Annotated in this window: 22 protein-coding genes and 2 pseudogenes; 10 read left to right on the top strand and 14 right to left on the bottom strand. The window is 67.6% G+C overall.

Going from position 1 to position 24,362, the window contains the following annotated elements; translation table 11 throughout:
• The first annotated feature begins 3 nt into the window (after nucleotides 1–3).
• Nucleotides 4–888 carry a transglutaminase family protein gene (locus AC2W7M_RS00515; protein WP_486129333.1) on the top strand — a complete coding sequence of 295 codons (885 nt, stop codon included), beginning with the start codon at nucleotides 4–6 and terminating at the stop codon, nucleotides 886–888.
• Between the two features lie 207 nt (nucleotides 889–1,095).
• Here the strand turns inward: AC2W7M_RS00515 and AC2W7M_RS00510 are convergent, their stop codons facing one another.
• The 5 genes from AC2W7M_RS00510 to AC2W7M_RS00490 all read right to left on the bottom strand — a co-directional run bounded on the left by AC2W7M_RS00510 (nucleotide 1,096) and on the right by AC2W7M_RS00490 (nucleotide 7,213).
• Nucleotides 1,096–2,421 (bottom strand): TRAP transporter large permease, encoded by a 1,326-nt coding sequence (locus AC2W7M_RS00510; protein ID WP_486129332.1) that lies wholly within the window; start codon nucleotides 2,419–2,421, stop codon nucleotides 1,096–1,098.
• Nucleotides 2,418–2,924: a TRAP transporter small permease subunit gene (locus AC2W7M_RS00505; protein ID WP_486129331.1), complete on the bottom strand. Its 507-nt coding sequence runs from the start codon at nucleotides 2,922–2,924 to the stop codon at nucleotides 2,418–2,420. Before AC2W7M_RS00505 ends, AC2W7M_RS00510 begins: the two co-directional genes overlap by 4 nt.
• 228 nt (nucleotides 2,925–3,152) lie before the next feature.
• A complete protein-coding gene (locus tag AC2W7M_RS00500) occupies nucleotides 3,153–4,172 on the bottom strand; it encodes a TRAP transporter substrate-binding protein (protein ID WP_486129330.1) in 1,020 nt (339 codons plus the stop codon).
• A gap of 134 nt (nucleotides 4,173–4,306) precedes the next feature.
• Nucleotides 4,307–5,830 carry a malonate--CoA ligase gene (locus tag AC2W7M_RS00495; RefSeq protein ID WP_486129329.1) on the bottom strand — a complete coding sequence of 508 codons (1,524 nt, stop codon included), beginning with the start codon at nucleotides 5,828–5,830 and terminating at the stop codon, nucleotides 4,307–4,309.
• Nucleotides 5,831–5,842: 12 nt separating this feature from the next.
• Nucleotides 5,843–7,213: a malonyl-CoA decarboxylase gene (locus AC2W7M_RS00490; protein WP_486129328.1), complete on the bottom strand. Its 1,371-nt coding sequence runs from the start codon at nucleotides 7,211–7,213 to the stop codon at nucleotides 5,843–5,845.
• Nucleotides 7,214–7,536: 323 nt separating this feature from the next.
• On the opposite strand from AC2W7M_RS00490, the gene AC2W7M_RS00485 reads away from it, so the two are divergent.
• The 4 genes and pseudogenes from AC2W7M_RS00485 (at nucleotide 7,537) to AC2W7M_RS00470 (ending at nucleotide 11,673) form a co-directional block, all read left to right on the top strand.
• Entirely contained in the window at nucleotides 7,537–8,208 is a 672-nt protein-coding gene (locus AC2W7M_RS00485) for a GntR family transcriptional regulator (RefSeq protein WP_486129327.1), read from the top strand.
• Between the two features lie 143 nt (nucleotides 8,209–8,351).
• Nucleotides 8,352–9,976 (top strand): annotated as a pseudogene (locus tag AC2W7M_RS00480) (GMC family oxidoreductase).
• 130 nt (nucleotides 9,977–10,106) lie between these two features.
• Nucleotides 10,107–11,012: a LysR substrate-binding domain-containing protein gene (locus tag AC2W7M_RS00475; RefSeq protein WP_486129326.1), complete on the top strand. Its 906-nt coding sequence runs from the start codon at nucleotides 10,107–10,109 to the stop codon at nucleotides 11,010–11,012.
• Between the two features lie 166 nt (nucleotides 11,013–11,178).
• Nucleotides 11,179–11,673 carry a PaaI family thioesterase gene (locus tag AC2W7M_RS00470; RefSeq protein ID WP_486129325.1) on the top strand — a complete coding sequence of 165 codons (495 nt, stop codon included), beginning with the start codon at nucleotides 11,179–11,181 and terminating at the stop codon, nucleotides 11,671–11,673.
• A gap of 3 nt (nucleotides 11,674–11,676) precedes the next feature.
• Here the strand turns inward: AC2W7M_RS00470 and AC2W7M_RS00465 are convergent, their stop codons facing one another.
• Nucleotides 11,677–12,063, bottom strand: coding sequence for a ketopantoate reductase C-terminal domain-containing protein (locus AC2W7M_RS00465; RefSeq protein ID WP_486129324.1), 387 nt, complete (start codon nucleotides 12,061–12,063; stop codon nucleotides 11,677–11,679).
• Nucleotides 12,021–12,599: a 2-dehydropantoate 2-reductase N-terminal domain-containing protein gene (locus tag AC2W7M_RS00460; protein WP_486129323.1), complete on the bottom strand. Its 579-nt coding sequence runs from the start codon at nucleotides 12,597–12,599 to the stop codon at nucleotides 12,021–12,023. The genes AC2W7M_RS00465 and AC2W7M_RS00460 overlap by 43 nt, the downstream gene beginning before the upstream one ends.
• Nucleotides 12,600–12,727: 128 nt before the next feature.
• On the opposite strand from AC2W7M_RS00460, the gene AC2W7M_RS00455 reads away from it, so the two are divergent.
• Together AC2W7M_RS00455 and AC2W7M_RS00450 are read left to right on the top strand one after the other, a co-directional pair.
• Nucleotides 12,728–13,330, top strand: a complete 603-nt coding sequence (locus tag AC2W7M_RS00455; RefSeq protein ID WP_486129322.1) for a helix-turn-helix domain-containing protein — start codon at nucleotides 12,728–12,730, stop codon at nucleotides 13,328–13,330.
• A gap of 283 nt (nucleotides 13,331–13,613) precedes the next feature.
• Complete coding sequence (locus AC2W7M_RS00450; RefSeq protein ID WP_486129321.1) at nucleotides 13,614–14,237, top strand: MOSC domain-containing protein; 624 nt, start codon at nucleotides 13,614–13,616, stop codon at nucleotides 14,235–14,237.
• Between the two features lie 60 nt (nucleotides 14,238–14,297).
• On the opposite strand, the gene AC2W7M_RS00445 is transcribed toward AC2W7M_RS00450, so the two are convergent.
• The 3 genes from AC2W7M_RS00445 to AC2W7M_RS00435 all read right to left on the bottom strand — a co-directional run bounded on the left by AC2W7M_RS00445 (nucleotide 14,298) and on the right by AC2W7M_RS00435 (nucleotide 15,468).
• Nucleotides 14,298–14,906, bottom strand: a complete 609-nt coding sequence (locus AC2W7M_RS00445) for a DsbA family protein (RefSeq protein WP_486129320.1) — start codon at nucleotides 14,904–14,906, stop codon at nucleotides 14,298–14,300.
• A 68-nt stretch (nucleotides 14,907–14,974) separates the two neighbouring features.
• Complete coding sequence (locus AC2W7M_RS00440; protein WP_486129319.1) at nucleotides 14,975–15,208, bottom strand: cupin domain-containing protein; 234 nt, start codon at nucleotides 15,206–15,208, stop codon at nucleotides 14,975–14,977.
• A gap of 2 nt (nucleotides 15,209–15,210) precedes the next feature.
• Complete coding sequence (locus AC2W7M_RS00435) at nucleotides 15,211–15,468, bottom strand: cupin domain-containing protein (protein ID WP_486129318.1); 258 nt, start codon at nucleotides 15,466–15,468, stop codon at nucleotides 15,211–15,213.
• Nucleotides 15,469–15,932: 464 nt separating this feature from the next.
• Between AC2W7M_RS00435 and AC2W7M_RS00430 the strand changes: the two genes are divergently transcribed.
• Together AC2W7M_RS00430 and AC2W7M_RS00425 are read left to right on the top strand one after the other, a co-directional pair.
• A complete protein-coding gene (locus AC2W7M_RS00430; protein WP_486129341.1) occupies nucleotides 15,933–16,661 on the top strand; it encodes an integrase arm-type DNA-binding domain-containing protein in 729 nt (242 codons plus the stop codon).
• Complete coding sequence (locus tag AC2W7M_RS00425; RefSeq protein WP_486129317.1) at nucleotides 16,658–17,281, top strand: site-specific integrase; 624 nt, start codon at nucleotides 16,658–16,660, stop codon at nucleotides 17,279–17,281. Before AC2W7M_RS00430 ends, AC2W7M_RS00425 begins: the two co-directional genes overlap by 4 nt.
• A 208-nt stretch (nucleotides 17,282–17,489) precedes the next feature.
• On the opposite strand, the pseudogene AC2W7M_RS00420 reads toward AC2W7M_RS00425, so the two are convergent.
• The 3 genes and pseudogenes from AC2W7M_RS00420 to AC2W7M_RS00410 all read right to left on the bottom strand — a co-directional run bounded on the left by AC2W7M_RS00420 (nucleotide 17,490) and on the right by AC2W7M_RS00410 (nucleotide 22,478).
• A pseudogene (locus AC2W7M_RS00420) lies at nucleotides 17,490–20,665 on the bottom strand (efflux RND transporter permease subunit).
• Nucleotides 20,662–22,074: an efflux RND transporter periplasmic adaptor subunit gene (locus AC2W7M_RS00415; RefSeq protein ID WP_183856789.1), complete on the bottom strand. Its 1,413-nt coding sequence runs from the start codon at nucleotides 22,072–22,074 to the stop codon at nucleotides 20,662–20,664. The pseudogene AC2W7M_RS00420 and the gene AC2W7M_RS00415 overlap by 4 nt, the downstream one beginning before the upstream one ends.
• A complete protein-coding gene (locus AC2W7M_RS00410) occupies nucleotides 22,071–22,478 on the bottom strand; it encodes a FixH family protein (RefSeq protein WP_183856989.1) in 408 nt (135 codons plus the stop codon). The genes AC2W7M_RS00415 and AC2W7M_RS00410 overlap by 4 nt, the downstream gene beginning before the upstream one ends.
• 180 nt (nucleotides 22,479–22,658) lie before the next feature.
• Here AC2W7M_RS00410 and AC2W7M_RS00405 point away from each other — a divergent pair, with 180 nt between their 5' ends.
• Entirely contained in the window at nucleotides 22,659–22,982 is a 324-nt protein-coding gene (locus AC2W7M_RS00405) for a hypothetical protein (RefSeq protein WP_183856787.1), read from the top strand.
• Between the two features lie 313 nt (nucleotides 22,983–23,295).
• Here AC2W7M_RS00405 and AC2W7M_RS00400 read toward each other — a convergent pair whose 3' ends face one another.
• Nucleotides 23,296–24,345 carry a helix-turn-helix domain-containing protein gene (locus AC2W7M_RS00400; protein ID WP_281380162.1) on the bottom strand — a complete coding sequence of 350 codons (1,050 nt, stop codon included), beginning with the start codon at nucleotides 24,343–24,345 and terminating at the stop codon, nucleotides 23,296–23,298.
• Between the last annotated feature and the right edge of the window lie 17 nt (nucleotides 24,346–24,362).

The raw sequence follows: 24,362 nt of genomic DNA, 5'->3' as shown, positions 1-24,362 counted from the left end.
GGCATGCTCTACGACATCCGCCAGACCACCACCTACACCTACACCGTGCCCGTGCGGGTGGCGCGGCAGGTGCTGCGCATGACGCCGGTGGACCGCGCCGGCCACCAGCACGTGATCGCCCACATGCTGGAAATCCTGCCCGATCCCGCCGAGCGCGAGCAGGGCACCGACTTCTTCGGCAATGGCGTGACCTGGGTGACGCTCGACGCGCCGCACGACCATCTGCAGATCTCCACCCGCAGCCGGGTCGAGGTGGTCTCCACGGCCTTGCCGGAGGCGGCGGCGACCCCCACGGTGGAGGCGGTGCGGACCGAGGCGCTGGAGATTCCCGATCTGTCCGCCCGCGCGCCCTGCCACGGCCTGTTCGCCTCGCGCGCGGTGCCGCTCGACGGCGAGATCACGGACTGGACCGCGTCGAGCTTTTCCGGCGACCGCCCGGTGCTGGAGGCGGGCATCGAGCTGATGCACCGGATCAAGGACGGCTTCGTCTACGAGCCGGGCTCCACTATCGTCACCACGGCGCCGCACGAGGCGTTCGCGGCGCGGCGCGGCGTGTGCCAGGACTTCGCCCAGGTGATGATCGCCGGCTTGCGCGGCATCGGCCTGCCGGCGCGCTACGTGTCGGGCTATCTGCGCACCGTGCCACCGGAGGGCCAGGCGCGCCTCGAAGGGGCGGACGCGACCCATGCCTGGGTGGAGCTGTGGTGCGGGCGGGAGGCAGGCTGGATCGGCCTCGACCCCACCAACGCCATCCCCGCCGGCGACGACCACATCATCCTCGGCATCGGCCGCGACTATGCGGATGTCTCGCCCGTGGACGGGGTGGTGGTGGCCTCCGGCGACCACATCCTCTCGGTGGGCGTGGACGTGATCCCGGTGATGCGGTAGGGGCGGCCACCCGCCTTGCGGTTCATGGCGCCGTCGCCGCGATAGCTCTTCCCCGCCGCCGCCGCCCAACCGCCGTCGCCCTTTTCACCGCCGTCGCCCTCCGGCTTGACCGGAGGGCCCATCCTGCGGCCGGGCGCATGGCGGGGAGGGGGCAGGGATGCTCCGGCCGAGCCGGAGCATGACGGCTTCTGGGGCTATGCCCCGGGCTTACTGCGCCGGCCCCATCACCGCCGTCGGCAGCCAGGTGGCGATCTCCGGGAAAATGCACAGCAGGATGATGCCGAAGATCATGGTGATGACGTAGGGCAGCGAGCCCCACAGCACCTGCTGGGTCGGCACCTGGGGTGCGATGGCGTTCACCACGAACAGATTGAGGCCCACCGGCGGGGTGATGAGGCCGATCTCCATGTTGATGGTGAGGATGACCGCGAACCAATACGGGTCGAAGCCCGAGGAGACGACGATCGGAAACAAGAGCGGCGCCGACATGACGATGATCGCCACCGGCGGCAGGAACATGCCGGCCACCAGCAGGAACACGTTGATGATGCCCATGAGCACCCAGCGGTTCACCTCCAGGCTGGCGATGGTGGAGGCCACGGTCTGGGTGATGAACAGCGACGACAGCGCGAAGGCGAACAGCTCCGCCGAGGCCATGATCATCATGATCATGATGCTCTCGCGCATGGTGGACGAGAAGATCTCGATGATCGGCTTCGGCCGGAACAGCCGGTACATGATGATGACGACGCCGAGCGTCAGGAAGGCGCCCGCGCCCGCCGCCTCGGAGGGCGTCGCCACGCCGCCGTAGAGCACGTAGAGCGTGCCGACGATGATGATGATGAAGGGCGTCACGCGCGGCAGCGCCGCGAGCTTCTGGCCGAAGGTGAAGCGGGTGCCCATGTCGTCGAAGCGGAAGCCCTTGCGCTTGCAGTCGATCAGCGCCCAGGTCATGAACATGGCGGTGAGCATCAGCCCCGGCATCACGCCCGCCAGGAACAGGCGGCCGATGGAGGTCTCGGTGGCGATGCCGTAGACGATCATCGTCACCGAGGGCGGGATGAGGATGCCGAGCGTGCCGCCGGCGCAGATGGAGCCGGTGGCGACCGAGGCGGGGTAGCCGCGCTTCAGCATTTCCGGAATGCCCATCTTGCCGATGGCGGCGCAGGTGGCCGGGCTCGACCCGGTCATGCCGGAGAAGATGGCGCAGGCGCCGATGTTGGACAGGACGAGGCCGCCGGGCACCCGGTTCAGCCAGCGGTCCAGCGCCTCGTAAAGGTCCTTGCCCGCCGGGGTCGCCGCCACCGCCGCGCCCATCAGCACGAACATGGGGATGGAGACGTAAGCGAGGTTGCCGATGCCGGCGAACATGGTCTCGGCCAGCACCTCGAACACGCCGATGCCGTTCGCCACCAGGAGGCCGGCGATGGCGGCGAGCCCGAGCGCGAACGCGATCGGCATGCCGGTGGCGAGCAGGAGCAGCAGCGTCCCGACGATGAGGAAGCCGGCGGTGGTGGGGGAGAGCGCGCTCATGGATGGGCTCCGAAGCCGTCCACGCCCTTCAGGCGGCGCAGGATCTCGGCGATGTATTGCAGCGTGAGCAGACCGAAGCCGATGGGCAGCGGCAGCAGCGGCACCCACAGGATGATGGCGGCGGCCGAGGAGGTGCGCCACTCGTTCACATAGGCCTCGTGGAAGAAGATGTAGCTCGCCACCGTCATGGCGATGGCGAACAGGAGGCCCAGCACGGCGCCGATCAGCCCCAGCACGCGCTGCACCGGCGGGCGGGCCATCAGTTCAATCACGTCCACCCCCACATGGCCGCGGGTGAGCAGCACATAGGGCGCGCCGAGGAAGATGGCGGCGGTGGCGGAGAAGATGACGAAGTCGGTCTGCCAGATGGTGGGCGCGCGGAACACGTAGCGCAGGAAGATCATCTGGCAGATGATCAGCATGGCCGCCAGCAGCATCAGGCCGGAGGCGATCCCGGCGATCTTGGACAGCGTGTCCACGGTCTTGAGGTAGAGGCGGATCATCGGTTCTGCTTTCGCAAAGGGGTCGTCGGTCTTCGGGGATGCGGTTGCGCGCGGTGCCCCGCGCCGCCGTCATCCCCCGGCTTGTCCGGGGGATCCACGCCGGAACCGAGCACGGCCATTCGGCATCCCTGCGCGCCACCGGTCACCCCGGCCGCCGGGTGGATGCCCCGGACAAGCCGGGGCATGACGGCCGGAGTGACCTGGGAGGACGAGAAGGCCCTCAGCCCCTCACTGGACGGCGAGCGCCTTCTTGATCAGCTCGTCGCCGCCCTTCACCTTCTCGGCGAAGTTCTTGTAGGCGCTCTCCTGCGCCACCTTCAGCCAGGCGTCGTAGTCGGCGGCCGACATCTCGATCACTTCGACGTTCGCCTTCTTGTAGGTGTCGATCAGCTTCTGGTCGCCCTTGCGCACTTCCTTCGCGAACCAGTCCTGGGCCTTCTTGCCGGCGGCGAGGATCGCCTTCTGCTGCTCGGGCTTCAGGCGGTCGAACACCTGCTTCGACATCAGCACCGGCTCGTACATGAACCACAGGGCGTTGCCGCCGGGCGCGGTCAGGCACTTCACCTGCTCGTAGAGCCGGTAGGAGACGAAGCTCTCCGAAGAGGTGTTGGTCGCGTCAAGCACGCCGGTCTGCATGCCCGAGTAGATTTCCGACGAGGGCATGGAGGCGATGGAGGCGCCCGCCTTGGCCAGCATCTGCTCGAAGGCGGGGCCGGCGGCGCGCGTCACCTGACCCTTGATGCTGTCCGGACCGGTGATGCAGTTCTTCTTGGAGGCGAAGGCGCCGGAGAGCCAGGCGTCGGCGATGACGACGGCGCCCTGAGCCTCGATGATCTTCTTGATGTCCTTCATGAAGTCGGAATCGTTCAGGCGCTCGGCGCGGTCGAAATTGCGCACCAGGCCCGGCATCAGCGTCACCGAGAATTGCGGCACGCGGCCGGAGGCGTAGTCCAGCGGGAAGGACGACATGTCGAGCTGGCCCTTGGTCAGCGCGCCCCACTGCTCGTTCGGCTTGTAGAGCGAGGCGCCGGGGAACACCTGGATCTTCAGGCCGACATTCGCCGCTTCCACGTCGCGGGCGATCATCTGCACCATCTCGTCGCGCGGGTCGCCCTTGCCGCCCGGGAACTGGTGCGAGGCCTTCAAGGTGATGTCCTGCGCGAAGGCAGGGGTCGCGAGCGCGACGGCGGCGCCGGCGATGGCGGCGAGCGCGAGGCTGCGCGCGCCCGGATTGCGGTGCGTCTTCATTGGGTCTTCCTCCCTGCGGCCGCGCCCTGGGCGGCCGGTTTGACGTTGCTTCCTTCCGCCGGGGTTTTCTCCCGATCGGCGCCCCTCCCTTGGCGGGGAGGGGCCTGCTTGTGCAGTCCTTGACTTACGCGACGTTACGCTACGTTACGATAGGTGTCCTTGTAGGTCTCGCGCAGGATGTTCTTCTGCACCTTGCCCATGGTGTTGCGCGGCAGTTCGTCAACGAAGAACACCCGCTTCGGCAGCTTGAACTTGGCGAGGCGGCTCTCCAGCGCGGCATGGACCTCGGCCTCGGTGAGGCGCGCGTCCTTTGTGCGCACCACCACGGCGGTCACGCCCTCTCCGAAGTCGGGATGCGGCAGGCCGATCACCGCGCTTTCCAGCACGCCGGGAATGGCGTCGATCTCGCCTTCCACTTCCTTCGGGTAGACGTTGAAGCCGCCAGTGATGACGAGGTCCTTGCCGCGGCCGACGATGTGCACATAGCCGGCGCCGTCCACCTTGCCGAGGTCGCCGGTGATGAAGAAGCCGTCGTGGAACTCGCTCGCGGTCTTCTCCGGCATGCGCCAGTAGCCCTTGAACACGTTCGGGCCCTTCACCTCGATCATGCCGATGGCGTCGGCGCCGAGCACCGCGCCGGTCTCCGGATCGGTGACGCGGATGTCCACGCCCGGCAAGGGGAAGCCCACCGTGCCGGCGATCCGCTCGCCGTCATAGGGGTTGGAAGTGTTCATGCCGGTCTCGGTCATGCCGTAGCGCTCGAGGATCGCCTTGCCGGTGCGCTCCGCGAAGGCGCGGTGGGTCTCGGCGAGCAGCGGCGCGGAGCCGGAGACGAACAGGCGCATGTGCGCGGTCGCGTCCTTCGTGAGGCCGGGCTGGTCCAGGAGGCGGGTGTAGAAGGTGGGCACGCCCATGAGGCTGGTGGCGCCCTTGCCCATGAGGGCGAGCGCTTCCTTGGCGTCGAACTTGGGGCAGAAGATCATGGACGCGCCGGCCAGCAGCACCACGTTCGAGGCCACGAACAGGCCGTGGGTGTGGAACAGCGGCAGGGCGTGGATCAGCACGTCGTCGGCCGTGAAGCGCCAGTAGTCCTTCAGCGTCTGCGCATTCGACAGCAGGTTGTCGTGCGTGAGCATGGCGCCCTTGGCGCGGCCCGTGGTGCCGGAGGTGTAGAGGATGGCGGCGAGGTCATCCGCACCGCGAGCCACATCCTCGAAGGTGGCGGGCAAGGCGGCGGCGGCCTCGGTGAGCGAACCCTTGCCATCGGTGCCCAGGGTCTCCACCGCCGGGACGCCGAGCTTCAGCGCCAGCGCCTTGGCCTCGGCGGCGATCTCGGGGCGGCAGACGAACACGGTCGGCTCGGCATCGGAGAGGAAATACTCCACCTCGTTCAGCGTGTAGGCGGTGTTGAGCGGCAGGTAGACCGCGCCCGCGCGCACCGCGGCGAGATAGAGCGCGAAGGCCGGCCAGGACTTCTCCACCTGCACCGCCACCCGGTCGCCCGGCTTCACGCCGCGCGCGACGAGCAGGTTGGCGAGCTGCGCCGACAGCGCGAGCGCGTCGCCATAGGTCTCCGCCCCGCCGGCGGGATGGATGGCGAGCGGCTTGGCGGTGTCGGGGATGGCGGCGCGGATGGCGCCGAAAAGATGGTTGCTCATGTTCTTCTTGTCTCAGGGCAGGGGAACGAGGGCGCGCGGCGCGGCATCCGCGCGCAGCAGTTTGCGCACCGCCGGGTTCGCCACCACCTCGCCTTTGCCGGCGAAGGCCTCGTGGTTCTTCTCGATGTCGGACAGCACGTAGCGGTAGTTCACCATCAGGCCGGCGGCCTGGGCGATGCCCTTGGGCGAGAGGTCGCCCATGGGATTGATGCGCTCCAGCCGCGCGCCGTTGCCGAGGTGGAAGCGTGCCACCGGGTCCAGCGGCTTGCCCTTGCTGGTCTTGGCCACCAGGAAATAGCAGGCCGCCGCCGCGCTGAGCGCCGGGGTGATGTCGGCGCGCACCGCCTCGTTCTGCACCCAGTCCGGATCGTCGAGGGCCTTCAGCGCCTCCTTGTCGGCGGGGGAGAGCGCGCGGGACTCGTCCTGCTTGCGCTCGGCCTCCAGCCAGGCGCGGAAGCCGGGCACCGGCGAGAGGGTGACGAAGGTGGTGAGCGAGGGAATCTCGCGCGAGATCTCCTCCACCACCTGCTTGATGAGGAAGTTGCCGAACGACACCCCGCCGAGCCCGCGCTGGCAGTTGGAGATGGAGTAGAACACCGCGGTGGTGGCCTTCTCCGGCTCCAGGTGCTCGCGCTTCTGGTCGAGGATGGGCGCGATGCCGGCCGGCGGCTCCTTCATGAGGGCCACCTCGACGAAGATCAGCGGCTCGTCCACCAGCGCCGGGTGAAAGAAGGCGTAGCAGCGCCGGTCCGGGCTGTCGACGCGGGCGCGCAGGTCGGCCCAGTCGCGGATTTCGTGCACCGCCTCGTAGCGGATGATCTTCTCCAGCACGCTCGCGGGCGTGGACCAGTCGATGCGGCGCAGCACGAGGAACCCCCGGTTGAACCACGAGGAGAACAGGTGGCCGAAATCCCGGTCGACGCTCGCGAGGTCGCGCCGGTGGGCCATGGCGTCCATCAGGTTCTCGCGCATGCGCACCAGAGCGAGCGTGGCGCGGGGCGCGAGGTTGAAGCGGCGGAACAGCTCCTGCCGGCGCGGCTCGGAGGCGGCGTGGAGTTCGGCGACGGCAGCGTCGGAGCCGGTGCGGCGGAAGCTCTCGATGGCCGCGTCGAGGCGCGCGCGGTCCGGCCCGAACTGCTCGGCGAGGCCCTCGAAGAAGGCGATGCGCTCGCCCGTCTTCATGCGGCCGTAGCGGTCGAGGATGTCGGTGGCGAGCGCGACGCCGGAGGCCTCGCCCTTGCCCGAGAGCAGGTCCTCGCAGCGCTCGACCAGGGTCGCCGCCTTGGTGGCGCCGCTCACCCGGCTGTTGCGGTCCAGCAGCGCGCGGCCGCGGTCGGCGATGGAGGTGAGCAGATCACCGAAGAAGGAGGTGTTTGCGTTCATGGCCGTGCTCTCATGGCCGTGCTCTCATGGCCGTGCTCCCGCTGGCGTTCCGCCGGTCCGCGGCGCCCATGGGAGCGGCGACGGGCGCGGAAGGCAAGGGGCAAGGCTTGGCGCATTTCCGCCGGACCGTTCGCGCCAAGGGCTGCCGCCCCGCACATCTGCATCGTCCTGAAGGGGGTGAACGGTGTGCGCATGACGGACCTGTGATCACATTCCTTCCTCATGAAGCCGTACACTGCATGCGCTGTCAATCGTCATGTATACAAATTTTTTCCTCTTGCATTTTTATGGGCATCTCCTTCCCTTCCAGTCAGGAGGCGGCGGTGCGCGGAGAGCAGACCCCAAGGCTCCGGGAGGCGCTGGAGGACGACATCGTCGCCGGCCGCCTGCGGCCCGGCCAGCGGCTGGACGAGGTGAGCCTCGCCGAGCGCTTCGGCGTCTCGCGCACCCCCATCCGCGAGGCGCTAATCCAGCTTTCCGCGTCCGGCCTGGTGGATATCCGCCCGCGGCGCGGCGCCCATGTGACGCTGCTCGGCCCGCGCGAACTGGTGGAATCCTTCGAGCTGATGGCGGAGATCGAAGCCTCCTGCGCCCGCCTTGCCGCCGCCCGCATGGGCGCCGCCGACCGCGCCGCCATCGCCGCGGCCCATGCCGAATGCCGCGAGGCGGTGGCCGCAGGCGACGATGCCGCCTACTACCCGGCGAACGCGGTTTTCCACGCCGCCATCTATGCCGCCACCGGCAACCGCGTTCTCGGCGCCGAGGCGCTGCGCCTGCAGCGCGCGCTCCAGCCCTATCGCCGGCTGCAGCTGAAGGTGCCGCGCCGCATGGACGCCTCGTTCGCCGAGCACGAGGCGATCCTTGAAGCTCTGTTCGCCGGCGACGGCGCGGCCGCCGCCGAGCGCGTGCGCGCCCACGTTCTGGTGCAGGGCGAGCGCTTCATGTCGCTGATCGCCGCCTTGGAGCAGGAGGAGGACGCCGCCCGCGCCGGGTGAGGGGTGCGCGTCCTGCGCCGAACGGCGCATCGACAGGCGCGGCCGTCGGGCCTATCCCGCTTCCCGGAGCCGGCACCGCGTCCCCTTGCCGCCCATGGCGGGGCGCGCCACAGTCCGGCCAAGCAAGAACGGGGAGGGCACCCATGGCCGAGGCGGATCTCACGCAGCCTTATGACTATGTGATCGTCGGCGCGGGGTCCGCCGGCTGCGTGCTCGCCAACCGCCTCTCAAATGACCCGAACGTGCGCGTCTGCGTCATCGAGGCGGGCGGGCGGGACAATTGGGTGTGGTTCCACATCCCGGTCGGCTACCTGTTCGCGATCGGCAATCCGCGCGCCGACTGGTGCTTCAAGACCGAGCCGGAGCCGGGCCTCAACGGGCGCCAGCTTTCCTATCCCCGCGGCAAGGTGATCGGCGGGTCGTCCGCCATCAACGCCATGATCTACATGCGCGGCCAGGCGGGCGACTACGACCACTGGCGCCAGCTGGGCCTGGAAGGCTGGGGCTGGGACGACGTGCTGCCTGTGTTCAAGGCCCACGAGGACCATTTCCTCGGGCCGAACCCCTTCCACGCCACGGGCGGGGAATGGCACGTGGAGTTCCCGCGCGTCACCTGGCCGCTGCTGGACGCGGTGCGCCAGGCGGCCGCCGAGGACGGCATTCCGCCCATCCCCGACTTCAACACCGGCGACAATACCGGCTCGTGCTATTTCCACGTGAACCAGAAGACCGGCCTGCGCTGGAGCACCGCGCGCGGCTTCCTGAAGCCCGTGCTCTCGCGCCCCAATCTCGACCTCGTCACCGCCGGCCACGTGGAGAAGGTGATCCTGGAGGATGGCCGCGCCGCCGGCGTGCTGGTGCGCACCAAAGACGGTGCGCGGAGGATCAACGCCCGGCGCGAGGTGATCCTGGCCGCCGGCGCCGTCGGTTCGCCGCAGCTCCTCATGCTTTCCGGGCTCGGGCCGGCCGGGCACCTCTCGGAGATGGGCCTCGCGGTGGCGCGCGACATTCCGGGCGTCGGCGCCAATCTCCAGGACCACCTGCAATTGCGCACGGTGTTCAAGGTGACGGGCGTCGGCACGCTGAACGAGCGCTACCACTCGGTGTTCGGCAAGATGGGCATGGGGCTCGACTTCGCTTTGCGCCGGCGCGGGCCGCTCACCATGGCGCCCTCCCAGCTCGGCCTGTTCACCAAGTCGTTCCCCGACAAGGAGCGCGCCGACCTGGAATTCCACGTGCAGCCGCTTTCGCTCGACAAGTTCGGCGATCCGCTGCACCGCTACCCGGCCTTCACCATGAGCGTGTGCAACCTGCGCCCGGACTCGCGCGGCACGCTGCGGCTGAAGAGCCCGGATTTTGCCGCCGCCCCCGCCATCGCGCCGGCCTATCTCTCGGCCGAGGAGGACCAGAGGGTGGCGGCCCAGTCGCTGCGCATCGCCCGGCGCATCGTCGGCCGGCGGCGCTCGCGCCGTTCCGCCCGCAGGAGACCGTGCCGGGGCTTCAGATCGCCGATGCGGACGAGGCGGGCCTGCGCCGCGCGGCGGGCGATGTGGGCACCACCATCTTCCACCCGGTCGGCACGGCGAAGATGGGCCTTGAGAGCGATCCCATGGCGGTGGTGGATGCGCGCCTCAGGGTGATCGGCGTGCCGGGCCTTCGGGTGGTCGATGCCTCGGTGATGCCCACCATCACCTCCGGCAACACCAACTCCCCCACCGTGATGATCGCCGAGAAGGGCGCGCGGATGATCCTGGAGGATGCGCGATAGCGCCGCCCGCGCGCGGCGCAGATGCGAACGCCGCATGTGCGGCGAACCCTGTCGCCACGGGCCTTGCAGGGTCCGCAGACCCTCTTTCGCGCACGCCGCCACACGCGGGAGCGCAGACACGGAGCGCAGGATGACCGAGGCCATGCGGTTGAGCGTTCCCCTGAATGCCTTGCGCGCCTTCGAGGCGGCCGCGCGCCATCTGTCGATCAAGGACGCGGCGGGCGAAATCGGCGTGACGCCGTCCGCGGTCAGCCACCAATTGCGCATCCTCGAGGAAGCGCTGGGCGTCGAGCTGATGCGGCGGGTCGGGCCGCGGCTCGAACTGACCGAGACCGGAAAGGCGCTGGCACCGGAGCTGACGGTCGGGTTCGGCCACATCATCGAGGCCGTCGGCGCCCTGAAGAAGGAGCGCAAGGCCGGCCCGCTCCGCCTGTCCCTGCTGCCCACCTTCGCGGTCCATTGGCTGTCGCCGCGGCTGACCCGCTATCCGTTCGCGCGCGCGGGGTTCGAGCTGCTGATCTCGACCACGCAGACGGCCGTGGACCTGAGCGCGGGCGTCGCCGATGCCGCCGTCCGCCATGGTGGTGGCGTCTGGCCGGGGGTCGTCTCCGAACGGCTGTTCGAGGAGACCGTCGGTCTTCTGGGGCGGGCGGATTGGCTCCGGCACGGCGAGGCGGACTTGCGCGCGGCCATCGCGCGGACCAATCTCTTCCTCTCCCAGCATCGCCGCGAGGATTTCGCGCGCTGGAACGGGACGCTGCCGGGCGGGCCGGTGACGCCCGCGGCGATCACGATCGTGGACTCGGCAGGCCTCGGCCTGAAGGCCGCCATCGACGGCGCCGGCCTCACGCTCGCGGGCCTGGAGATCGCGGGGTGGGACATCGCGGCCGGGCGGCTCACCCCGCTTCTCGGCCACCGTGTGGCGGGCCATGGCGGCTATTATCTGTGCTATCCGCCCGCGCTCGATCGGGACCGCCGGATCCGGAACCTCAGGGCCTGGATGCAGGCCGAGGTGGCGAAGGGGGCCGCCTGCTGAGATTTCGTCAGCCAAGGATGAGCCGTTCTCCCGCCCGCAAGAGCCGGCGGCAGGGCCTTCCGGCAAGGACGAGATTTTCTCAGCTTGGGGAGAGAGCTTCTCACTCCGGTTCGCCGCCGGGCCTCACTAGCTTTCGCCGGGCAGGGCCACCAAGCGGGAGAACGCCATGAGTGCACACATGCGGCCGGAGATCGGCGGCCCGGTGGGTCCGGACGTGGAGCAGCGGATTCTCGGCAGCTTCCAGCGGCAGGGGCTCATGGCCCATCTGGGCGCGACCATATCGGAGGTTCGCCACGGGCTCGTGACCATCCGCATGCCGTTCCGCCCGGAGCTGTCGCAGCAGCACGGCTATTTCCACGCGGGCGGCACCTCGGCGATCGCGGATTCGGCCGGCGGCTATGCGGGCTTTACCCTCTTTCCCGAAGACAGCTCGGTCCTCACCGTGGAGCTCAAGGTCAATCTGCTCAATCCGGCCCAGGGCGACGCGCTGGAGGCGGTCGGCAAAGTGGTCAAGGCCGGAAAGACACTCACCATCTGCCAATTGGAGGTGTTCGCGGACAGCGCCAAGGGCCGGTCCCTCGTCGCCATCGGCCAGCAGACCCTGATCTGCATGGCCGGCCGTCCCGATGTGCCGGCCGAGGGCCGGCACGGTGCGCGTTGAGCCTCATGGCGCACTGCGAACGCGCGCTGCGTCATAGGCCTGCATGTGGGCCAGGCTGACGCGCAACAGAGGGGCGGTCAGGCCCGCCGCCCGCGCGCGGGCCAGCATGTCGCCCAGGATATGGTCATGCTCGGTCGGGCCATTGCGCATCATGTCGCGCAGCATCGACGCCGTCCCCGCCGAGCCGCGCTCGGTGAGCGAGGCAACCATCTGGGCCATGGCCTCGGGGCGCGGCGGGTGGCCGCTGGCCGTCGCCGTCGCGGCGCATTCCGCCAGCATGTCGCGCAGGATCGCCTCGCCTTCCTCGGCTAAGAGAATGGCGCCGACGGGTGCCCGCATCAGCGTCGTCATGCCGGCATAGGTGGCGAGGAAGGTGAACTTCTCCCACATGTCCTGCACGACTCCTCGCTGAGGACGGGTGCGAATCCCCCGCGCTCCAGCACCTCGTGCAAGGCCGCGGCGGCCGGGACCTGCGCCGATGTCCGCGCGCCGAGGACGAACCGCTGCAACCTGTTCAGATGCTGGATCTCTCCGGTCTCGGACAGGGACACGCCGATATGGCACAGCCCTCCCAGCACGCGCTCCCGGCCGAAACGGGCGTCAAGACGATCGAGCTGGCGCACGCCGTTCAGCAGCGGCAGGACGAGCGTGGCCGGCCCCACCGCAGGCGCGATGGCGTCCATCGCGCCCTCAAGATCGTACGCCTTGCAGGCGAGCAGCACCGCATCGACCGGAGCGTCCGCCGCCGTCAGGGTCGCCACCGGGATGCGCAGGTCGCCCAGCGGACTGGTGATGACCAGCCCGTGGCGCGCCAGCCGTGCGGCGCGCGCCGGCCGGACCAGAAAGCGGATGTCGACCCCGGCCGCGGCCAGCCTGCCGCCGAAATAGCCTCCGATGCCTCCGGCCCCCATCACGAGTATGCGCATCGCGGCTCTCCCTCTCTCGCAGATTATCCACTATAGTAGAGAGTGTGCCGGTGCAATGCGTTGGCTTGTTCGCGCCGCGTGCTGCCGGTAGGTTCGGCGGGCGGAAGCGAGCACCCGGCGGAGGCGCGTTGCCCAGACAGAGCGAACCCCGAGCGCAAAGCGACGATCCGGCCGCCGAAGAGGCGCACCTTGCCGCCAATCTCCGCCGGATGCGCCAGGAGGCCAGGCTGACATTGGACCAGCTCGCGACGCTGTCCGGCGTCAGCCGCGCCATGATCTCCAAGATCGAGCGCGGCGTGTCCGTGCCGACCGCCACCGTGCTCGGCAAGCTCGCCGGCGCCCTCAAGGTCAGCCTTTCGCACCTGCTGGGTCGGTTCCAGCCCCGTGAGCCGCAATTGGTCAGACGGGAGGACCAGTCGATCTTTCGCGATCCGAAAACCGGCTTTCAGCGCCGCGCCTTGTCGCCGCTGTTCGCGGACGGCGCCGTGGACATCGCCTTCAATTGCCTGCCGGCGGGGCGCGCCGTCTCGTTCCCGCCCCATCACGCAGGCATGGAAGAGTATCTCGTCGTCCAGGAGGGGACGCTGAAGGTGGTTCTGGAGGACAGGTCTTTCAGTGTGTCCGCGGGCGACACCCTGTTTTTTCCCTCCCATTGCGGACATGAATTTCGCAATGAAACCAACGAGCAGGTTTCATTCCTGATCGTCATTGATGATCGCTCGAAGCGATAGGTGCGCATGTCACAGGGCGAAGCCGTGGCGCCGCCCGTCGTCTGGGATTTCGCCCGGCCGTCTGCGGCCTCCTCTGCCGACAGGGTCGGCGAGCGCCGCGGCGCAGGATGTCGAGGGAGCAGGAGATGGGTGCGCGCACCGCCGACACGTCCGCCGCCCCGCCGCCGGGACCGAATGGCGCGGCGCCTGACGCCATGGCCTTTCCCCTCAAGGCCCTTTTGGTCGGAACCGTGAAGCCGTTCGGCCCCGGGCGGCGTGCCCAGCGGCATCGCCAAAGCAGCCGGTGGCCGGCCCGGTCCATCTCGGGCGCGAGGGCTTCGCCGGCGACGGCCAGGGCGACCGGCGCCACCATGGCGGGCCGGACAAGGCCGTGCATCACTACCCCTTCGACCACTATGCCGCCTGGACGCGGGAGATCGGGCCGCGCGCCGTTCTGGAGCAGCCGGGCGCCTTCGGGGAAAACCTGTCTTGCGCCGGGATGACCGAAGCGGACGTGGCCCTCGGCGACGTGTTCCGGCTCGGCGGCGCGGTGGTCGAGGTGTCCCAGGGCCGCCAGCCATGCTTCAAGCTCAACCACCGCTTTGCCGTGGCCGACATGGCCGCGCGCGTGCAGCGCAGCGGGCGGACGGGGTGGTATTACCGCGTGCTGGAGGAGGGCCGCGTCGCGCCGGGGGACAGCCTCGTGCGCCTGGAGCGGCGCGCGCCCGACTGGCCCCTGCAGCGCCTCTGGCGGGTGCTCTATGTCGACCGGCTCGCGCGCGACGAGCTTTCCGCCATGGCCGCGCTGCCCCTCCTGCCCGAGAGCTGGCGCCGCCTTGCGGAGCGACGCCTCGCCACCGGGCGGGTGGAGGACTGGAACCGGCGCCTGTTCGGGACCTCCGGCGGGAGGCGAGCCGTCGGGAGCTAGGGGTTCCGCCCGCAGCGAAAGCGCCGGCAGATCGGCCGGCTTCGGCTCGACCCGGCGCCCTCACCAGCCGCCGCGCCCGATCCATGCCTCCATCATCGCCATTCGGTCCCAGCCCCAGAACGGCTCGCCATCGACAAGGAAGAAGGGCGAGCCGAACACCCCGTGGGCCACCGCCTGCTCGGAGATGAGTTTCACCTTCTGCTTGATGTCGGGCGCGACGGCGTCGGCGGCGAGCGCGACCGTGTCCAGGCCGAGCGCGGCGGCGACCGCCAGCACATGCTCCAGGTTGCCGCTGTCGATGCCGCGGGTGAAATAGGCATCGAACAGCGCCCTCGCGAAGCGCTTCGCCGCCTCCGGGTCCTGCTTGTCGATGAGATAGAACACCCGGGTGGCCGCCAGCGCCACCGACGGGTGGTGATCCGGCAGCGCGAACGGCACGCCCCGCAGCCGCGCGATGCGGTGCCAATCGGTCCTGGCGTAGTCGCGCTTGAGCGGGGTCGAGGACAGGCCGCGCGCACCGGTCGCCTTGAACGCGGTGCCGAGCGTGTAGGGGCGCCAGCGGACCGGCCTGCCCACCCGGCGGCCGAGATCCTCGATCTCCAGCGCGGCGAAATAGGCATAGCCGGACGCGAAGTCGAACCAGAAGTCGATGGGCCGCTCACCGGTCATGGTTCCCTCGCATGCACGCCGATCACCTGCGGCCGCCTCGCATGCGCGGCCCTCTTGCACGGTGATGTTCAGCGCTCGTCCTGCCAATAGTCGACCCGGCTGTCCGCGCGCACGGTGATGTCGACGCGCCGCGCCGCCTTGTCGCCGCCGGGGGGCGCTCCGGCAAAGACCGTGATCTTGCCGGAGTCGGGATATTCGAGCACGTCGGGCTCGTGCATGGTGCTGACGGCGAGATATCTCAGGGGCTCGTCCCCTTCGGCGACCAGCTGGTGCGCGGTTTCCGCCCCGCCGGCCGGGCACACGATCACGTCGCCGGGGGCGACCGGATACGCCCGTCCCCCATGGCGCAGGCGGCCGCGGCTCCCAGAATGACGAACAGCTCGTCGTTGGCGTGGTGGCAGTGGTAGGGCCAGGCCTTCTTGCCGGGCGGAACCTCGATGTAGCGCGCGCCCAGGCGCCTTGCCCCCAGCGGCGCCGCCACGGCGGCAAAGGCCGCCTCGAACGTCTCGCCATGGGACTGTCGCGCGAGCGGCAGCTCACGAAGCTTCACGACTGGACCCATGACACCCGCCCCGCCTCTCCCGCCATCCAGGCGACGAGAAAAGGCCGGGCTCGCCGCCGGCGCAACTGAAGGCTTCTCACGTCATGCGGAGGGATCCTCATTCGACAGTGCCGCCGCTGCATCGCGACGATCGGCCGGGGACGGGGAGCGGCGGGCGGGGAACGCGACGCGCCGTCGGCGGCACGGTGGCGCAGCCGCAGGCGAGACGCGCGGAACGCCCCCGAAGGGCGCTCGCCAACCGTCTGATTGTCTTGAGAGAAACTGGAGCGGGCGAAGGGATTCGAACCCTCGACCCCAACCTTGGCAAAATTGGGGACAGGGTTTTCTGGGGTTTTCCTCAGTTGGACTGACTTGTAAAAGTCAATATTATTCAGTGAGTTATTGATACTCGCCTTTCTGACATGGTATGAGATTTTCCGTCAAGGTGGTCACCAGGTGGTCACCAATTTCGATGGTGTCGGCCGATCGAAAGGCACGGAAATGACGAAGGAAAATGCCGTAAGGCTTACAAAAAGGTAGTCGATGGCATCGTCTCGAACGATGAGCGTCGTTTCGTTTGGGATAGTGAGCTATCCGGGTTTGGTGTCCGAGCAGACCCCAGCGGATCAAAGACGTTCATCATCAGATACCGCGCCAATGGCGGCGGGCGGAACGCTCCCAAGCGGTTTCAGACGGTCGGCCGCTATGGAAATTTGACCGTCGACGAGGCACGCAAGAAGGCGAAGATTCTGCTCGGCGCAGCCGCGAAAGGTGAGGATCCTGCCGGCGAGCTTCAGACAAAGCGTCGCGAAATGCTGATGGCCGAGCTGGTCGACCTTTATGACGAAGAAGGCTGCTTCGTTCAGCGCGGCATTCGGCAGGGCGAGCCCATGAAGCCCCGCACCAAGGCTTACACGATCGCGCGTCTACGACACCATGTTGTGCCGCTGCTCGGACGAAAGCGTGTGTCGGAGGTTGGCGCGGGCGAGATCGAACGCTTCGTGCGGGATGTGACCAACGGCAAGACCGCCAAGGATGAGAAAATCGGGTTCCGCAAACGCATCATCGTTCGCGGCGGCGAGGGAGCCGCACGGAAGGTCGTAAAGGATCTCTCCGCCGTTTTTAGCTTTGCTGTGCGGCGCAAGATCGTGTCTTCCAATCCTTGCGACATCGCTGCTGTGAAAAAACCGACAACAGGCGCGATAGGTATTTGACGCTCGAGGAGATCGGCCGTCTCGGCAGGGCATTCGACGCGCTGGAACAGGAGGGCGTCAACGCCAAAGCATTGAACATTGCACGCCTGTGGGCATTGACCGGCTGTCGTCGCGACGAGATTGCCGCGCTGCGATGGAATGAGGTGAGTTTCGAGCACGGCCTTCTCGTTTTGGACGACAGCAAGACTGGAAAGTCCATTCGGCCGCTTGGCGCGGCTGCAATCGTGCTGCTGCGTGGCATGACAAGGAAGCCGGGTTCCGACTTCGTATTCCCGGCGGAACGGGGAGATGGCCATTTTCAGGGAACAAAGGGCGTTTGGACTAAGGTTGTCGCGAAAGCGGAACTACCTGGCGTTACCCCCCATACGCTGAGGCATACGATGGGGTCCACCGCCGTCTCCTATGGCGAGGGTTTGCCCCTGACAGGAGCCATCCTTGGCCATGCTAATGCACGCTCGACGGCTATCTACGCGCATGTGCAACATGATCCTTCGCGTCGTGCGGCTACTCGGATTTCGGGAAAGATTGCTGAGGCACTGGCGGGAAAGAACGAGACACCGGCTCAGAGCGGGCAATCGGGTGCATATGAACACCAGACCATAGAAAGTGAAGTTGCCTAGCCTGGTTGTCATGGCGCTTCTCCTTTCGCTGGCTGTTTCCTCGCGTCCAGCTTCCGATCGAAGCTGCGCATGACGCTCCTCACCGAAAGAAGACGTATTTCGTGAGGGCAGCGATCACCAGCACCAAGACGAGGATGCCGATCAGGCCGGCAAGGCCCATGCCCCATCCCATGGATCCCATCATGTCGTGCATCATTGGAACCTCCTCTCATTTGGCGGCAGCCTTGAGGCCGGCTGGCCCCTGTTCGATTGCCCTCTCGTCGGCGGTGACGGTCCGCGGCAACCGCCAGCCTTTGATCAGTCCATAGACAGCGGGGATCACGACCAGCGTCAGCACCGTCGACGACACCATGCCGCCTATCATCGGCACCGCAATGCGTTGCATCACTTCCGAGCCCGTGCCGGTGCTCCACAGGATCGGGACGAGCCCGGCCGTAATGGCGATGACCGTCATCATCTTCGGCCGGACGCGCTCTACAGCTCCGAGCATGATCGCCTGGTAGAGGTCGGTCCGGGTGAAAGGCCGCCCTTCCGCCACCCGCTCGGCCTTCAGCTCCGCCATCGCCTGTTCGAGATAGATCAGCATGATGACGCCGGTCTCGGCGGCGACGCCGGCAAGCGCGATGAAGCCGACCGCCACGGCAACAGACATGTTGAAGCCGAGCCACCACATCAGCCAGATGCCGCCGACCAGCGCGAAGGGCAGCGATAGCATGACGATGAGCGTTTCCGTCAGGGCCCGGAAGTTGAGGTAAAGCAGCAGGAAAATGACCAGCAGCGTCACCGGCACGACGATCTTCAGCCGCGCTTCGGCGCGCTGCAGATATTCGAACTGGCCGCTCCACGAGACGTAGGTTCCGGGCGGCAGCTTGACCTCGTTCGCCACCGCCGCTTGAGCCTCCGCGACATAGCCGCCAAGGTCGCGGCCGGCGATATCGACGAAGACATAGACCGCGAGCTGGCCGTTCTCGGTGCGGATCGAGGTCGCGCCGCGCGTCAGCTCGACCTTGGCGACTTCGCCGAGCGGCACCGTGCCGCCGCCCGGCAGCGGCACCTGCACGTCGCGGGCGATCGATTGCGGATCGCTCCGGAAGTCGCGCGGATAGCGGATGGTCACGCCATAGCGCTCGCGCCCCTCCACCGTGGTCGTCACCGTCTCGGCCCCGAGCGCGGTCGCGATCACGCTCTGGACGTCGCCGACGGCCAGGCCGTAGCGGCCGAGCGTTTCCCGGTCCGGCACGATGTCGAGATAGTAGCCGCCGATCACCCGCTCGGCATAGGCGCTGGACGTGCCCCGCACGGACCGCAGCACCCGCTCGATCTCGCGGGCACTCTGTTCCATCTGGCTGAGATCGGTGCCGAACACCTTGACGCCGACCGGCGTACGAATGCCGGTGGCAAGCATGTCGATGCGAGCGCGGATCGGCATCGTCCAGGCATTGGAGACACCTGGGAACTGCAACGCCTGGTCCATCTCGGCCTTCAGGCTGTCGATGGTGACGCCGGGCCGCCATTCGCTCTTCGGCTTCAGATTGATGATGGTCTCGAACATCTCGGTCGGGGCCGGATCGGTCGCGGTCAATGCTCGCCCCGCTTTGCCATAGACCGAGGCCACCTCCGGGAAGCTCTTGATGATCCGGTCCTGCACCTGCAGTAGCTCGGCGGCCTTGGTGATGGAGATACCCGGCAAGGTGGTCGGCATATACATCAACGTGCCTTCGTCGAGATTCGGCATGAACTCCGAACCGAGCTGGCGCGCCGGCCAGAGCGTCACCCCGAGCACGATGAGGGCGATGAGGATGGTGAGCGTCTTCGCCTTGAGCACGCCGCTTATGACCGGCCGGTAGACCCAGATCAGGAAGCGGTTGATCGGGTTCCTGTGCTCCGGGATGATCCGGCCGCGCACGAAGACGACCATCAAAGCCGGCACCAGCGTCACCGACAGAAGGGCCGAGGCTGCCATGGCGAAGGTCTTGGTGAAGGCGAGCGGGCCGAACATCCGGCCTTCCTGCGATTCCAGCGTGAAGATCGGCAGGAAGGAGACGGTGATGACGAGCAGGCTGAAGAACAGCGCCGGACCGACCTGGCTCGCCGCCTCGATCAGGATCTCGACCCGCGGCTTGTCCGGTGACGCGCGCTCCAGATGCTTGTGGGCGTTCTCGATCATCACGATGGCGGCGTCGATCATGGCGCCCACCGCGATGGCGATGCCGCCCAGGCTCATGATGTTGGAGCCGAGCCCGATCGCCTTCATCGCCGCGAACGCCATCAATATGCCGACCGGCAGCATCAGGATCGCGACCAACGCGCTGCGCAGATGCAGCAGGAACACCACGCAGACCAGCGCGACGATGATGCTCTCCTCGATCAGCGTCCCCTTCAGCGTCTCGATCGCCCGGTCGATCAATCCGGAGCGATCATAGACCGGGACGATCTCGGCGCCTTTCGGCAGGCTGGAGGCGATCTCGGCGAGCCGTGCCTTGACGTTCTCGATCACCGTCAACGCATTGGCGCCGAAGCGCTGCAGCACGATGCCGCTGGCGACTTCGCCCTCGCCATTGAGCTCGGTGATGCCGCGCCGCTCGTCCGGTCCGATCTCGACGCGGGCGACATCCTTCACCCGCAGCGACACGCCGCGGTCGGTCTTCAGCACCACGTTCTCGATATCGGCGACGCTGCGGAGATAGCCCCTGCCGCGCACCATGAACTCGAACTCGGAGAGCTCGACGGTGCGCCCGCCGACATCGGTGTTGCTCGCCTTTACGGCGTCGCGCACCTTGTCGAGCGGGATGCCCAGCGCCCGCAGCCGGTTCGGATCGACCACGATCGAATATTGCTTCACGAAGCCGCCGACGCTGGCGACCTCGGCAACGCCCTCCGCCTTGGAGGCGCCGAAGCGGATCACCCAATCCTGCAGCGAGCGCAGCTCGGCAAGCGTCATCTCCTTGGCGACGACGGCGTATTGGTAGATCCAGCCGACACCGGTCGCATCCGGCCCGAGGGTCGGGGTGACGCCCGCCGGCAGGCGCTGCGCGGCGGCGTTGAGATATTCCAGCACGCGGCTCCGTGCCCAATAAGGATCGGTGCCATCCTCGAAGATCACATAGACGAAGGAGACGCCGAAGAAGGAGAAGCCGCGCACCACCTTCGATTTCGGCACTGTCAGCATGGACGTGGTGAGCGGATAGGTGACCTGGTCCTCGACCACCTGCGGGGCCTGGCCGGGATAGTCGGTGTAGACGATCACCTGCACGTCGGAGAGGTCGGGGATGGCGTCGAGCGGCAGCGTCTTCAGTGCATAAAGCCCGGCAGCGACGGCGAAGGCCGTACCGACAAAACCAGCACGAGGTTGCGGGCGGACCAGCCGATGAGGCGGGCGATCATGGCTGTGCCTTCGCAGGTGTCAGGCCGCGCAGCGCCGCCTTCAGATTACTCTCGGCGTCGATCAGGAAATTAGCCGCGACCACGACTCGGTCGCCCTCGGCGAGGCCGTCGCGGATCTCGGTGAAGCCTTCGCCGCGCAAGCCGATCTTCACCGCGCGCGGCTCGAACCGGCCTTCGCCGCGGTCGAGGATCACCACTTGCCTTGTGCCGGTGTCGATGACGGCGTCGTCCGGCACGGCGACGACTGGAGCGGCAGCGCCGGTGCCGATCTCTACCTCGGCGTACATGTTGGGCAGCAGCGCGCCGTCGGGATTGGCGATCTCGATCCGCACTTTTGTGGCCCGCGTGGCTTCGCCGACCTGCGGGTAGATCAGCGACACGCGGCCACTGAGGCTGCGTCCCGGTAGGCTCCGCACCCCTATCGTGACCGGCGCGCCAAGCCGAACGGCCCCAAGATCGAACTCCGGCACATCCGCCAGCACCCAAATGGTCGAGATGTCGGCAAGGCGGAACAGCACATCGCCCGGCGCCGCTTTCATACCGTCGACGACATTGCGTTCGAGCACGATGCCATCGCTCGGCGCCCGCCAGATCATCGACAGCGGCACCTTGCGGGTGCGCTCAATGTCGGCGATCGCCTCGGGCGGGAGGCCGAGATTCTCCAGGCGTTGGCGGGCGCCTCCGAGAGCGCTATCGCGGCCGCCGCTATTGAGATCGGTGAGGAGTTGGGCGCCGGCGGTGGCGATATCCGGCGCATAGATCCGGAGCAGCATCTGGCCCTTCGTCACCCGGTCGCCCGTGGTGACGTCCGCCACCTCGTTGATGAAAGCGTCGCTCCGCGTTGCAACCACGGAGACGCGCCGCTCGTCGAGCTGGACCATTCCCGGCACCCGCACCAGCCTGCCGACGACACGCCGCCCGACCAGCTCCGAACGCACGCCCGTCCGCTGCAGCTTGCCGAGCGAGACCTTCACGACCGTACCGTCGTCGTCCTCGCCCTCGTGGACGGGGATGTAGTCCATCCCCATCGAGTCCTTCTTCGGCACCGGCGAGGTATCCGGCAGACCCATTGGATTGCGGTAGTAGAGGACGCGCCGCGGGCTCGCCACCTCGGCCATCACTGGCGGCTTGTCCTCGAAGCTCACGTCCTCGCCGGCGCGAACGGCGCGGAATGCCCGGCCGTCCTCGGTCTGGCGCGGGGTCGCCGAATAGGCGGGCTTGCCGTCGGGATCCTGATAATAGATCACGGTTCCCGTGCCGGTCGGTTCGGCCACCGCCGGAATGCCTGCGGCATCGAACAACTCGCGAAGGCCGGGCGCGGGTAGACCCCGAACGCCGGCCCAATAGCCTCCGACCCCCGCCGCCGATATGGCGGCGAGGGCGAGGCCCGTAAGGGCGATCCGTTTCATGGCGTGGCCTTGAGGACCAGCTTGTTCTCGATCGTGCCGGTCTCACCCTGGATCTTGGCGCCGAGCGAAAGGCGCCAGCCGCCAGCCATCATCAGATTGGCCTTGAAGCGATAGACACCCGGCTCGGTCGACGGGAGAGCCTCGATCGGCGCTACCATCGTCTCCATGCCGTCAGGCGCCATGTCGATTCGGGTCGCGAAGATCACCGCGTCGGGAACCGCCTTGCCGGATCGTTTGTCGACGAGCCGGACAGCGACGATGGCGCCGTTGCCCTGCTTGATGTCCGTCTGAACGAGCCGGAACTCGTAGTCCGTGATGTCGGCACGCGCCGTCGAGAGGGCCGCCACGGAAAGCGCGGCCGCGAGCGCCGCCACAGCGGCGCGCTTCATAGAAGAAGTTGTCATGGTCTGAAAATCCCAGATTGATCGGAGCACCGTGCGCATGGCCCGGCGTTGCGCGGCCTACGGCCACGCGCTCTCGGCCGCCCGAGTCTCGCTGGGGCGGCACGAACCGGCGCGCAAACGCCGGCGATGTTCTAGGTTCGCGGAGGTCGAGCCGGAGGCTCTATCGAGAGTGCATCGCCCATGGCGTCACTGCCGGGGCGGATGGCATCGCCCTCGGCCCGCAGAACGAAAGCCAGGCTTGAGAGCATCGGCCCGACCGAGAAGCACTTGGCCATGCACAATGCCATCAATGGGCAGGTCTTCTGGCAGTCCGGAACGGCCGGCTTGTCTGGGCAGCATGGCATGTCGTCCGGCATCGCGGACATGGACATATCGGAGGCCGCCGCCATCGCGGGGCCGCTCACCGGCGCGGTGAACGGTCCGGCAATGAGCCCCACGATCGCAAGGATCGGGAGCAACCTGCGTAGCCAAGGGGCGACCTTCATGCAGCGCAACATGTCATAGGCGACGCATTTTGGGAACGCGAGCAGCGGTACGGAGTTGTCACAGGTTCGTGGCAGATGGACGTCACTGCCATTCTCAGGATGAGGACGTGCATCGCGAACGCACGCGGCCGGCGAAGAAAAGGCATCGGAACCGCCGTCGCCGGATCACATGTCGGGGATGGTCACACGGAGCGAAGCAGGATCCCCACCAGCGGTAGCCGCAAGCGCAAAGAGACCATGCCATACGAAGAGAGCTGGGAGCGTGGCCGCTCGACGGAATCCGCAACAGGTTCTTCGGCGAAGCGCCGCAACGGCGAAGCTACCGGGCTCAATCACGGAACTAGCCGGAGAGACGAACCACCGACGGATGGCGGATTCACATCGCCGGTAAGCCCAAACAGTAGATTGTCGAGTTCTGCCTCAGGGATATCCAAGCGGGCCGCAACGTGCCGGCGCGTCACGCCTTCCCGCCAAAGTTCGGTAAGGACACGCTGCCATATTGCAGATCGCTCCGGTGGAAGGCCGTCAGGCTCGTTGACGCCGAACCGCTTGTTTATCTGGATGCAGAATGTCCGGTAGTTCCAATCGGAGATCCGGCCGATCCGGTGGAGGCGATGCGCAAGCGCAGCGACGGATACGCCCCACCGCCTCTTTGCGAGCACCAATTGATCGAGGCTTCGGACGAATGGGATCGTCGCCACGACGTCGTCGTGAGGCATCAGGAACGACGATGCAAACGCATGTGCCTCGAGTTCGGCAGCGCGCCCTTGATTGGGACCACCATGCTTGTGCAAGACAAGGTGCGCCAGCTCATGAGCAGCGTCGAACCGACTGCGCTCCGTGGTCTTGAAGGTGTTGAGGAAGACATACGGCTCGCCATCGTGCCAACAGGAAAAGGCATCCACATTCTTCGTGTTCTCGGCCAGCGAGAAGACGCGGACGCCCTTCGTCTCAAGCAGCTTGATCATATGCGAGATCGGCCGTTCGCCGATCGCCCAATGCTGGCGCAGCGCACGTGCGGCTCCAGCGGGATCGCGTTCATGGCTGAGGTCGAGCAGGTCTGGCTGCGGCAGAACGAACCGTTCCCGCACCCAGGCTGACATCTCGAAGGCCAGTGAGCCAGCCGCGAGCGCCGCATCGCGCTCTCGCGCCGACATCGCCGTGAGGCTCCGGAAGCTGGCGGCATCAGCGCTGATCGGTGCCGCGTCGTCCCGGAAGAAGAACTCCCGCGGGAATCCCAGCGCGCGCACCAAGCCGTCGACCGTGTCTTCATCCGGAACCTGCTGCCCGTTGACGACACGCGACAGGGTGACCGGCGATATGCCGGCTTGCTCGGCGAGGGCCTTGGCGGTCAACCGCTGCCGCTTCCGCGCGAGCTCCATTCTGCCAATGTTGAACA

The organism is Xanthobacter sp. BG11Y11_SDJG, from assembly GCF_057364445.1.
Note: the sequence above shows the minus strand (reverse complement) of the source record. Positions and strands in the feature narration are given on the sequence as shown.